Source organism: Kocuria sp. CPCC 205258, assembly GCF_040981005.1.
Classification (GTDB): domain Bacteria; phylum Actinomycetota; class Actinomycetes; order Actinomycetales; family Micrococcaceae; genus Kocuria; species Kocuria rosea.
In genome coordinates, this window is record NZ_JAVKPS010000013.1 from 51,184 (window position 1) to 62,634 (window position 11,451).

The 11,451-nt window shown below is 76.2% G+C and carries 9 protein-coding genes; 5 read left to right on the forward strand and 4 right to left on the reverse strand.

What is annotated here, in order from left to right; translation table 11 throughout:
• Window positions 1–19: 19 nt before the first annotated feature.
• Complete coding sequence (locus tag RF644_RS16740) at window positions 20–871, reverse strand: VOC family protein (RefSeq protein WP_368797335.1); 852 nt, start codon at window positions 869–871, stop codon at window positions 20–22.
• Window positions 872–1,153: 282 nt separating this feature from the next.
• Between RF644_RS16740 and RF644_RS16745 the strand changes: the two genes are divergently transcribed.
• Window positions 1,154–2,152, forward strand: a complete 999-nt coding sequence (locus RF644_RS16745; protein WP_368797336.1) for a zinc-dependent alcohol dehydrogenase family protein — start codon at window positions 1,154–1,156, stop codon at window positions 2,150–2,152.
• A 174-nt stretch (window positions 2,153–2,326) separates the two neighbouring features.
• Entirely contained in the window at window positions 2,327–3,940 is a 1,614-nt protein-coding gene (locus RF644_RS16750) for a DUF4389 domain-containing protein (RefSeq protein ID WP_368797337.1), read from the forward strand.
• Between the two features lie 58 nt (window positions 3,941–3,998).
• Here the strand turns inward: RF644_RS16750 and RF644_RS16755 are convergent, their stop codons facing one another.
• Window positions 3,999–4,760, reverse strand: coding sequence for a DUF6544 family protein (locus tag RF644_RS16755; RefSeq protein ID WP_368797338.1), 762 nt, complete (start codon window positions 4,758–4,760; stop codon window positions 3,999–4,001).
• A gap of 218 nt (window positions 4,761–4,978) precedes the next feature.
• On the opposite strand from RF644_RS16755, the gene RF644_RS16760 reads away from it, so the two are divergent.
• The 3 genes from RF644_RS16760 (at window position 4,979) to RF644_RS16770 (ending at window position 8,840) form a co-directional block, all read left to right on the forward strand.
• Window positions 4,979–6,964, forward strand: a complete 1,986-nt coding sequence (locus tag RF644_RS16760; protein WP_368797339.1) for a serine hydrolase domain-containing protein — start codon at window positions 4,979–4,981, stop codon at window positions 6,962–6,964.
• Window positions 6,965–7,091: 127 nt separating this feature from the next.
• Complete coding sequence (locus RF644_RS16765) at window positions 7,092–7,325, forward strand: hypothetical protein (protein WP_368797340.1); 234 nt, start codon at window positions 7,092–7,094, stop codon at window positions 7,323–7,325.
• Between the two features lie 279 nt (window positions 7,326–7,604).
• Complete coding sequence (locus RF644_RS16770; RefSeq protein WP_368797341.1) at window positions 7,605–8,840, forward strand: FG-GAP repeat domain-containing protein; 1,236 nt, start codon at window positions 7,605–7,607, stop codon at window positions 8,838–8,840.
• Window positions 8,841–8,883: 43 nt separating this feature from the next.
• Here RF644_RS16770 and RF644_RS16775 read toward each other — a convergent pair whose 3' ends face one another.
• Both RF644_RS16775 and RF644_RS16780 read right to left on the reverse strand, forming a co-directional pair.
• Window positions 8,884–9,900: a DNA topoisomerase IB gene (locus RF644_RS16775; RefSeq protein WP_368797342.1), complete on the reverse strand. Its 1,017-nt coding sequence runs from the start codon at window positions 9,898–9,900 to the stop codon at window positions 8,884–8,886.
• A 93-nt stretch (window positions 9,901–9,993) separates the two neighbouring features.
• Entirely contained in the window at window positions 9,994–11,106 is a 1,113-nt protein-coding gene (locus RF644_RS16780; RefSeq protein WP_368797343.1) for a hypothetical protein, read from the reverse strand.
• Window positions 11,107–11,451 lie beyond the last annotated feature (345 nt).

Below are 11,451 nucleotides of genomic sequence, written 5' to 3' on the forward strand. Positions count from 1 at the left end.
GAGCGGGCAGGGGTTGTGCTCACGGGCGGCCGGCGTCCCCGTCGGTGCCGTCGTCGTCCTCGTCGTCCTCTTCCGTCCAGTCCTCCGAGGACGGGCCCATCATGGCGAAGCGCTCGCCGTCCGGGCCGGCGGCGAACACCAGCTCCCCGTAGCCGAACTCCTCCGGCTCCTGGACCAGAGCGCCCCCCGCGGCGACGACCCGCTCGGCGGCGGTGTCGGCGTCGTCGACCTCGAAGCAGACCCACCACAGCGGCGGCGCCTCCTGCAGGTGGTCGACGTCCTCGGCGGCCACGCCGATGCCGCCGGCCGAACGGTCCATGCCCGGGACCGTGAACACGGCGTACGCCTCGTGCCGCGTCCCGATGTCCTGGTACGTGTAGCCGAAGACCTCGGCGTAGAACCGCTCGGCGGCCGCCTGATCGGTGGTCAGGAGGTCGCACCAGGCCACGGTCCCGTGCTTGCCGACGATGCTGAACCCGGTGTGCTCCTGCGGCTGCCACACCCCGAAGGCCGCCCCCGTGGGGTCGATCCACACGCCCATGGTGCCGAAGCTGCCCACCGCCATCGGCTCGAACAGCTGCCGGGCACCGGCCGCCACCGCGGCCCTGCCCGTGGCCACGATGTCGTCGGACGCGAGGTAGACCGCCCACGCGTGCGGGTCGTCCTCCATCTCGGGCAGCGCGGGGGACATCCCCGCCACCGGCTGGCCGTCCACCAGGGCGTTGCAGTAGCCGCCGTACTCCGGGTCCGAGGGCGTGAACCGCCACCCGAGCACGCTCGCGTAGAAGTCCATGGAACGGTCCAGGTCCGAGACCATGATGTCCGCCCAGCACGGAGCCCCCGTGGGCCATCGGTCGATGCGCTCGGTCATCCCTGAGTCCTCTCGTCGCGCGCCGGATCGGGTTCCGCCCGGGTGCCTGCGACGCGGGCCGCACCCGCGCGGTCCTTCGTCCCCCCATGCTCGTCCCCCGCGTCCCGATTGGGAACACCTCCCGCCGAGAAGCGGGGGCGGCCCGCACGGCCCCGGGCTCCGGGGCTGGGCATTAACATTCCTCGTTTCCTGACGGCGCCCCCGATCCGTTCCTAGACTCGGAGCCAGGACAGGGGTCACGGCCGCGGCCGGAGCCCTCCCCGGGGGATCGACGAGGACAGCATGCGTGCGTGGTGGATCGATGAGCCCGGTCCCGCGGCCGGCGGGCCGATGCGCTTCGGGCAGTGCCCCGACCCCGTGCCGGGGCCCGGGGAGCTGCTCCTCCGGGTGCGGGCCTGCGGGGTGTGCCGCACCGACCTGCACCTCGTGGAGGGCGACCTCCCGCTGCACCGGGCGGGGGTGATCCCGGGCCACGAGATCGTCGGCGAGGTGGTGGGCGCGGGTCCCGGCTGCGCCCGGTTCCGGAAGGGCGAGCGCGTGGGCGTCGCGTGGCTGCGGCACACCTGCGGCCGCTGCCGGTTCTGCCGCCGCGGCCGGGAGAACCTCTGCACCGCCCCGCGCTTCACCGGGTGGGACCAGGACGGCGGCTACGCGGAGCTCACCCTGGCCCCGGAGGCCTTCGCCTACCGCCTGCCCGAGGAGTTCGACGACGAGCACGCGGCCCCCCTGCTGTGCGCCGGGATCATCGGCTACCGGGCGCTGCGGCGGGCCCAGCTGCCGCCCGGGGGCCGGCTGGGCATCTACGGCTTCGGCGCGTCCGCCCACCTCGCCGCCCAGGTGGCCCTGCACCAGGGCGCGGAGGTCCACGTCATGACCCGCTCGGAGGCGGCGCGCGAGCTGGCCCGCGATCTGGGCGCCGCCTTCGTGGGGGAGGCCGACGAGCCTCCGCCGGTGCCGCTGGACGCGGCGATCCTCTTCGCCCCCGTGGGCACCCTCGTCCCCCCGGCGCTGCGCGCCCTGGACCGGGGCGGCACCTTGGCCGTCGCCGGGATCCACCTCAGCGACGTCCCGGCCCTCGACTACGCCGCGGAGCTCTTCCAGGAGCGGCAGCTGCGCAGCGTGACCGCCAACACCCGGCAGGACGGCGAGGAGTTCCTGCGGCTGGCCGTCCGGCTGGGACTGCGCCCCACCACCGTCCCCTACCCCCTGCGCGCCGCGGACCGGGCCCTCGCCGACCTGGCCGCGGACCGGATCACGGGGGCCGCCGTCCTGCGCGGGTGAGCCCCGGCCCCACCGGCCCCGGGCCGGGACCGAGCCGCACCGCACCGCACCGCACCGCAGGGACCGCACCACAGGGCAGCGGACCCGGGAAGCACATCGAAGAGACCACCCGCCGACATCCCGCGGACGCCCCGCACCGGGCTCCGGCCACCGCCCGACTCCTCAGGAGCTCCCGTGAACGAGCACCCCGCCTCCCGCCCACCCCGTCCGGCCGACCGACAGGACGCCCCGCGCCGCACCAGACCCGGGCAGTGGGTGCTGCTGGTCCTGGGCACCCTGCTGACCGCCCTGGGCCTGGCGGCGCTCGTGAGCGGTCTGGTCCTCGCCGGCGCGGCCGCGGCCCAGCAGGACGGGCGCTTCCTCACCGCGTCCCCGGACCGGCACCAGACCATCACCTACGCCCTGGTGGGCCCGCCCGCCGTGCTCGACGTCGGCGACGCCCAGCTCTCCCCCGTGCCCTTCCTCGACCAGCTCGGCAGGGTGCAGGTGCGCGTGACGGCGGCCGACCCGCAGCAGGACATCTTCGTGGGCGTGGCCGAGACCGCCGACGTCGACCGGTACCTCGACGGCGTCGCCCACGCCGAGCTCGGCCGCGCCACGGAGTCCGGGGACGACACGCGGGCCCGGGTGCCCGGCGAGCGGGTGCCCGACCGGCCCGGGAACCAGACCTTCTGGGCCGACTCGGACCAGGGCCCCGGCACCCGGGAGCTGACCCTGGACCTGCGCTCGGGCAGCTGGACGCTCGTGGTGATGAACGCCGACGCCACCCGGCCGGTCTGGGCGGACCTGCAGCTCGGGGCGCGCTCCGACCTCCTGGGCCCCCTGGCCGGCGGCCAGCTGGTCGGCGGGCTGGCCGGACTGGTCGTGGGCCTCCCGCTGCTGCTGCTCGGCGCCGCCGGACTCGGCAGGGACATCGACCCGCGCACCCCGCCGCGCGGCACGGGCCCGGGCGCGGCCCTCGCCGAGAACCCGGGGCGGGACCGGACCCCGCCGCCGGTCTCGCCCGTACGCCTGACCGGCTTCCTCGACGCGGGGCTGTCCCGGTGGCGGTGGCTGGTCAAGTGGCTGCTGGTGGTCCCGCACCTGATCGTACTGGCCGTGCTGTGGTTCGCCCTGGTGGTCACCACGGTCGCCGCCGGGTTCGCCATCCTGTTCACGGGCCGGTACCCGCCCTCGTGGTTCTCCTTCAGCGTGGGGGTCCTGCGATGGAGCTGGCGGGTGGCGTTCTACTCCTACTCCGCCCTGGGCACCGACCGGTACCCGCCCTTCACCCTGGCCCGCGCGGACCACCCGGCGCAGCTGGAGGTCGCCTACCCGGAGCGGCTCTCCCGCGGTCTCGTGCTCGTGAAGTGGTGGCTCCTGGCGATCCCGCACCTGCTGATCGTCGGGGTGCTCACGGGCGGCGGCGGCACGTGGAGCACCACCCGCGGCGGCGGCGACGGCACGACGACCACCAGCTGGGGACCGTCCCTGCTCGGGCTGCTCGTGCTGGTGGCCGCCGTGGTCCTGCTCTTCACGGGCCGGTACCGTCCCGAGCTGTTCGCGCTGGTCGTGGGCATCAACCGCTGGGTCAACCGGGTCCTCGCCTACGTGCTGCTCCTGCGGGACGAGTATCCGCCGTTCCGGCTCGACCAGGGGCCGGTCGAGCCGCCGTCCCCCGCGGCGGCGCCGGTGCCGTGGTCCTCCCTGGCGCCCGACCGGCCGCACGACCGGCCCGGGGACCGGCCGTACGACCGACCGCAGGACCGGCCCGGGGACGGACCGGTCGACCAGGGACCGGCCCGCTGACCGGACGGCCTCACGGGCAGGTCGCCCCGTTCGGGGAGTCCCGTGCCGGGAGGGCCGCTCAGCGGAACCGGACGTCCTCGATCCGCGCCCGGAAGAACTCGCCCTCGGCCTGCCGGTCGGTGCCCCAGGCCCAGCCGGCGCGCAGGACGGTGGCCACGCGCACGCCGGCGAGATCGGCCTCCTCGGAGAACGCGACCCCGAAGGGGTGGCGGCCGTACCCGGTGCCGTCGGGGTCGCCCCACCGCTGCATGCTCAACTCCCGGAGCCGGCCGTCCGGGTCGACCCGGATCAGGGCGTCCTCGCGCTCCCCGTCGAGGACCCAGGTCATGACGGCGGTGTCCGGGACGGGCCCCTCAGACCACGCGGCGGCCGGGCAGGCCGACGGCACGACGACCGCCTCGCCGGCGAGCCGCCCGGCGGCGCTGCGCGTGATGTCCGGTCCCGCGGCGGACAGCACGGGCACGAGGCCCAGCAGCCGCCACCGCAGCTCGCCCCCGCCGGGCCCGTACCGGTCATAGCCCGCGACCGGCAGGCCGAGGACCCGGGTGCGGGCGGCCCAGACGAAGCCGATCCCGGGGGTGATGAGCTGCCGGGCGGAAAAGGGGCGCCACGCGCCGCCGAGCCGGATCTCGCCGCGCATCGACAGCTCCGCCGAGACCCACGCCGGGGTGCCGGGCGGCACGGCGTGCTCCAGCCAGCGGCGCGCGGGCTCGGGCAGGCCGGCGAACGCCGCGGTGTCCACAGGGGGCGGCACCGGGTGGCCCGGGCGCTCCAGGTCCGCCCAGTGCCGGCGGGCGCCGCGCGGCAGCCGCCCGGTCACGGCCGGACCCCGAGCGGCACGGCGGCGGCGGCCGCGCGGGCGCCCGACCCCCGAACGGGGACGGGGACAGACGGCGACAAGGTCCGGGACCGGGTCATGCCTCCCAGGCTAGACCGCCGGCCCGGCGCCGGCCCCGCCGCGGGCGCCGGAGTCCGCCGACGCCCGGAATCCTCGGTCACACTCGGACACGGGACCCGGCGGTGGAGCAGGATGGCCCCATGCGCGTGCACCGGCTCCCGGCACCGTCGTCGTTCCGCGTGGCCGCCCCGAGGGGCCCCCGGGCGGCGCTCGTGCTGGTCCTCGCGGCGCTGCTGCTGCTCGCGCACCCGGCGGCGCCGCCTCCCGCCGCCGCGCAGGAGCGCGCGGGGCAGGCCGTGCGGGAGCTGAGCACCGAGGAGGTCGACACGTGGCTCGACGGCCTGGTCCCCGCCCTCCTGGACGCCGAACAGCTCCCGGGGGCGACGGTGGCGGTCGTCTCCGGCGGCGAGGTCGTCACGCTGCGCGGCTTCGGCGCGGCGGACCGTCCCCGGTCCGTGCCGGGCGCCACCCCCGTGGACCCCGGGCACCACCTGTTCCGGATCGGCTCGGTGTCCAAGCTCTTCACGGCCACCGCCGTGCTGCAGCAGGTGGAGCGCGGTGCCCTGGACCTGGACGGCGACGTCCGCGAGCACCTCGACTTCCCGCTCGAGCTCCCCCTCGGAACGGTGACGCTGCGGCACCTGCTGAGCCACACCGCCGGCTTCGAGGAGCGCGTGGACCACCTCATCACCCCGGACGCCGGGAAGGTCCGCGACCTGCGCACCGAGCTGGCCGAGGACCCGCCGCAGCAGCTCTTCGCGCCGGGCACCACCCCCGCGTACTCCAACTACGGCCTGGCGCTGGCCGGCTACGTCGTCCAGCAGGTCACCGGCGTCCCGTTCGAGGAGTACGTGCGCCGCGAGGTCCTCGACCCGCTGGGCATGACCTCCAGCACCGCCGAGCAGCCGCTCCCGCCGGAGCTGTCCGTCCGGATGGCCGGCGGTTTCCCGGCGCCGGGTGCCGAGGCCGGGCCGTTCGAGCACATCTCCGTCCCGCCCGCCGGATCCGTGAGCAGCACCGCGCGGGACATGGCCGCGTTCCTGAACCTGCACCTGGGCCACGGCCCCGACGGCGTCCTGGGCGCCGAGGCGCTGGCGGCCATGCACGCCCCGGCGCTGCCGCCCGCGTCCCTCGGCGGGCTCGGCGCCGCGGAGCAGATGACCCTGGGCTTCCGGGGCCACGAGGTGCATGGGGAGCGGGTGCTCTCCCACGGCGGCGACACCGACCTGTTCCACAGCGAGCTGGCCCTGTTCCCCGGCGCGGACGCGGGTCTGTTCGTCTCCCTCAACGGCAACGGGGTGCGCGCGCTCAGCACCGCGGTGCTGCGGCAGCAGCTGGTCGAGCAGTTCGCCCGCCGGTACGTCGCCCCGCCCGAGCGGGCGGCGCCGGCGCTCCCGCCCGGCGCGGCGGAGCGGGCAGCCGCCGTGGCCGGCCACTACCGCGGCGAACGCCGGGCGGCGTCGAGCGCCGCGGCGCTGGTGGGGTCGCTCGCGATCACCACGGTGACCGCCGGCCCGGACGGGACGATCCGCGTCCGGTCCCTCGGGGCTCCCCCCACCACGATGCGCGAGGCCGAGCCGTGGCTGTGGCGGGAGCCCGGGGGCACGGCCACCCTCGCGGCGCGGGCCGACGGGGACGGGGTCCGGGACGTCGCGCTGGTCGCCTACCGCACCGAGGGCAGGGTGAGCGCCTGGCACGGGCTCTTCGTGCCCCACGTGCTGCTGCTGGCGGCGCTGCTGGTCCTCGTCGTGACGCTGGTCGCCTGGCCGGTGAACCGGCTGCGGCGGCGCCGGCGGTGGGGCCCGCCGGACACCGGCGCCCGTCCCCGGCGCGTGCGGCGGCTGGCCTACGCCGCCCCGGCGGCCGTGCTGGCGGGGCTCGTGCTGTTCGCCGCGAGCGTCCAGCCGGACCTGTCCCTGGTGCGGCCCCTCACCCGCCTCGGGCAGGCGGTCCTGCTGCTGGGGGTCCTCGGCGCGGTGCCCGCCGCGTGGCACCTGGCCGGCACGCTCCGGCGCCGCGCCGGGGTGGTCGCCGTGGCCGGGGCGGCGCTGCTGACCCTGTCCCTGGCCTGGGTCGCCGGCTGGGCGGTGGCGTTCCGCGTCCTGTGGCCCGACCTCAGCGTCTGACCGGCGCCCGGGCCCGCGTGCCGGTCAGGCGTTGACTGCCGGCGGCGCCCGCACCAGCATGAGTGCCACGGGCCGCCCGCGGAGCGGCCGCCGGGACCCCGAGTCCCCGAGCACCGGGAGGACGACCATGACGCGCATCGGCACCAGGAGGAGCACCCGGTGGAAGGACCTCACGCCGGGGCAGCGGACCGCGCTGCTGACGCTGGCGTCCGTGCAGGTCTCGCTGGCGGCCACCGCCTGGGCGGACCTCGCCCTGCGGCCCGCGGCGGAGGTCGACGGCGGCAAGGGGAAGTGGGCCGCGATCATCGCCGTCAACTTCGTGGGCCCGGTCCTGTACTTCCGGCGCGGCATCCGCCGGTGAGCGGCCCCGGGACGGGGACCCGGGCCTCCGGTCACGGATCCGGGATAACGATTCAGCACGGCACGGAGAACACTTAGCGATCGCATACGCACGGATCTAGACTGGTCCCACCAGCAGTTCCGTCCGCTCGGCAGAGGGCGGTCACCGGTGGACCCACGGTCCCGGGACCCCGGCCGAGCGCACGGCCGATCGCCGGGCGGTGGGGGCCGACCGGCGTCCCACCCGCCGTCCGGCGATCCGGACCGAGTTCTCCGCTCCTCGGAACCTGGAGGTTCCACCATGAAACGCTCACCGACGGCCCGGCTGCTCACCGGGCTCTCCGCGGCGGCGCTGGCCACCACCGGCATCGCTCTCGCCGGACCGGCCCACGCCGTGTCCACCCAGGGGTTCCTCTCCTACGTCGACGGCTGGCGGGTCGACCAGCACGTGCGCGAGCTCGCCGACGTCAACGGGGACGGCCGCGCCGACGTCGTGGCCTTCGGCGGTCCCGGCGTCTTCGTCGCCCACGGCCAGGCCAACGGCACGTTCGCCGCGCCGGTGCTGAGGGTCCGCGACTTCGGCACCGCGCAGGGCTGGCGCACCGACCGGCATCCGCGCACGGTCGCCGACGTCGACGGCGACGGCCGGGACGATCTCGTCGGCTTCGGCTACGCCGGCGTGATGGTCTCCTACGCGCAGCCCGACGGCAGCTTCACCGCGCCGCGGCTCAAGGTCCGCGACTTCGGCTGGGACCAGGGCTGGCGGGTCGACCGGCACGTCCGGGAGCTGGCCGACCTCTCCGGGAACGGGACGGCGGACATCGTCGGCTTCGGGTACTCCGGCGTGACCATCTCCCACGGCCGGGCGGACCGCACCTTCGACGGCACCGGCAAGCGGATCGACAGCTACGGCTGGGACCGCGGCTGGCGGATCGAGAAGAACCCCCGGTTGCTCGCCGACATGGACGGCAACGGGACGGCCGACATCGTGGGCTTCGGCGACGCCGGCACCTACGTCTCCTACTTCTCGGCGCTCGGGGACACGTTCACCCAGCCTGCCCTGGAGATCCGCGACTTCGGCTACGCCCAGGGGTGGCGCGTCGACCAGCACCCCCGGGTCGTCGGCAACGTCAGCGGCCACCTTCCCCCGGACGTGGTCGGCTTCGGCCACCGCGGGGTCCTCGCCGCCTACTCCCGGCCCTCCGCCCCGGGCGAGCCCAGGTACCAGCCGGTCTCGCTCGAGCTCGCCGACTTCGGCGTGGCCCAGGGCTGGCGCACCGACCGGCACCCCCGCGACCTCGCGGACATCAACGGCGACGGGATCCTGGACGTGGTCGGCTTCGGATACGCGGGCGTGCTCGTGGCCTACGGGGACGACGACTTCTTCGCGGGCCCCGTCCTGAAGTCCACCTCCTTCGGCTGGGCGGACGGCTGGGACCCGGCGCGGTATCCGCGCCTGCTCGGGGACGTCGACGGCGACGGCCGCGACGACGTCGTCGGCTTCGGCTACTCGGCCACCTACGTGGGCCTGTCCTGAGCGCGGGACCGGGGCGGCCGCCGGGCCGCCCCAGTTCTGCGGCTCAGGTGAGGAATCCGCGCAGGGAGCGCTCCGCGGCCCGGTAGGTGGCGGCGTCGATGGTCTCGCCGTCCAGGAACCGGTCGATCACGCGCGGGTCCGTGTAGGAGCTGCGGGCGATGGCGGGGGTGTTGCCCAGGTGCTCGGCGACCTCCCGCATGGCGGCGGACACGGCCTTCTTCCGGGCGCTCTCGCTGGGGCGAGTGTCGCCGTGGGCGGCGAGCGCCATCGCGGCGGTCACCGTCCCCTGCCAGGTGCGGAAGTCCTTGGCGGTGAAGTCGGGGCCGCACCGGTCCCGCACGAAGTCGTTGAGCCGGGCGCTGGTGATGCCGGTCCACTGCCCGTCCTCGTCGCGGAACGCGAGCGCGGTCTCGTCCGGGCCGCGCTCCAGCAGGGGCGCGAGCGCGGCGGCGAGGTCGGCGTCCCGGAGGCTCAGCGCCCACCGGTGCCCGCTCTTGCCGGGGAAGTCGAGGTGCACGTCCCGGCCGTCCACCCGGACGTGCCGGACCAGCAGGGTGGTGACGCCGTAGGAGCCGTTCGACTGGGCGTACTCCTCGTTGCCGATGCGCAGGGCGGCCTCGTCCATGAGCCGGAAGGCCGCCGCGCAGGCCTTCTCCTCCGTGGCGCCCTCCGTCCGCAGCAGCCGGGTGACGGCCGGGCGGGCCTGCGGGAGCGTGTCGCCGAAGTCGAGGACGCGGTCGAACTTCTCGCGGTCCTTCAGCTCCCGCCACCGGGGGTGGTAGATGTACTGGCGCCGCCCGGCGCCGTCGACTCCCGTGGCCTGGATGTGCCCGTTGGGCTGGGGGCTGATCCACACGTCCTTCCAGGCCGGGGGGATCGCCAGCCCGCGGATCCGGTCGAGCTCGTCCCCGTCCTGGACCTTCGTGCCGTCGGCGTGCCGGTAGGCGAACCCCTTGCCGTACCCGCGGCGGGTGATCCCGGGACGGCTGCAGTTGCTGCGCCGCAGGCGCGGCGTGCGGGGTGTGCGGGGTTTCGCGGGGCTCTGCTGCGCGGCGGCCATGGTGTCCTCCCGGGTCGACTCCGGGAGCACCCCGGGAACACCAAGTCTACTGACTGTTGGCATCCGCGCGGACGAGGCCGGCGGCGGGCCCGGTCAGGGCTCCGAGCGGGTGTACGCCGCGGCGCGCACGGCGTCGTCGTCCTCGAGCCCGGCCCCGAGGGCCCCGCCCACGGTGGCGAGCGTGGCGGTCAGCCACGCGAGCTTGACGTACTCCACCGCCCCGGCCGGGGCGCCGATCACCGCCGCGAAGACTCCGCCGTCCACGAGCAGCAGCGCCCCGAGCCAGGACAGGGCGAAGACCGCGAGGTAGAAGACGGAGACGCCGATGGCCACGGTGGCGGCGGTGGCGAGGTTGAACAGGGCCACCTGCTCGCGCTCGGCCCGCCGGCGCGGGCGCTCCCACAGCCGGGCGCCGACGACGAGGGCGCCGGTCACCGCGGCGATCGACAGCAGGCCCAGCAGCCCCAGCCGCCAGGGCCCGTAGGCGGCGGCGAGCAGCCACAGGTCCGAGGCGACCAGGGTGAGCACGCCGGTCGCCGCGGCCAGGGCGAGCGTGCGGGACAGCCGCACCACCAGGGTCCACGGCCGGTTGGCGCGGATCATCCCGAGCAGCAGGCGCACGTTGCCGCCGAGGACGCGGGCCGTGAACTGCACGGCGTTGTCCTCGGGCCGGTCCTCCAGGTCCTCCGACCGCTGCCGCGCCCGCCGCACGAGCTCCTCCTGCGCGTCGGCGTCGTCCGCGTCCTCCGTGTCGTGGCCGAGCAGGTGGCCGACCACCCGCACGGTCGTCTGCCGGACCTTCTGCCCCACGTGCAGGGCGCCGAGGGCCGGGACGGCGACCAGGCCGACGCCGTGCACGGGGCTCAGCTGCGTGAGCACGGGGCTGCGGCCGTCCTTGAGCGGGACGTCCGTGAGGACCACGACGAGGTCCCAGTCCTCGTCGAGCATCCGGTCGCGCGCGGCCTCGAGCAGGTCCAGGCCGTCGGCGGGCGGGACGACCAGCCGGTCGGTCACCGCCGCCACCCGCCAGCGCACCCCGGGATAGCGCGCGTGCAGCGGCCCCGGCAGGGAGGCCGCGAGGTCCCGGGGCAGGGCGCCCGCGATCTGGGGCGAGAGGACGAGGCCGACCAGCAGCTCGGGCACGGGGTCGTGGGCGGACTCGTGGCCGGGGGCGGGGTCGGCGGTGGCGGAACGGTCGTCGGGCACCGCTCAATCCTGGGGCAGGCCCCGGGGAAACGCCACTCGGAGACGGAGCCGGCGGGGCTCCGTCCGCCCAGGGCCCGCCCCGCGGCGCCCGCACCCTGGGCTCCCCCCGGCCCGGGGTGCTAAATTCTGGACCGGGCGGCCCGGCGCCGGGTCGCGGACACGAACGGATACGGAGATCATGAGCGCCCACTGCGACGCGCCCTGTGACAGACCGCGGCCTTCGGGCCGTGCAGATGTGACGAGGTGGTGGGGCTGATGGAAGTCCTCTCCGTCCTCAGCGGGGCGGCGACGCCCCCCGCCCGCGGCGCCTCGACGGCCGCCGCCGGTCCGGGCGCCCCGGCGCCC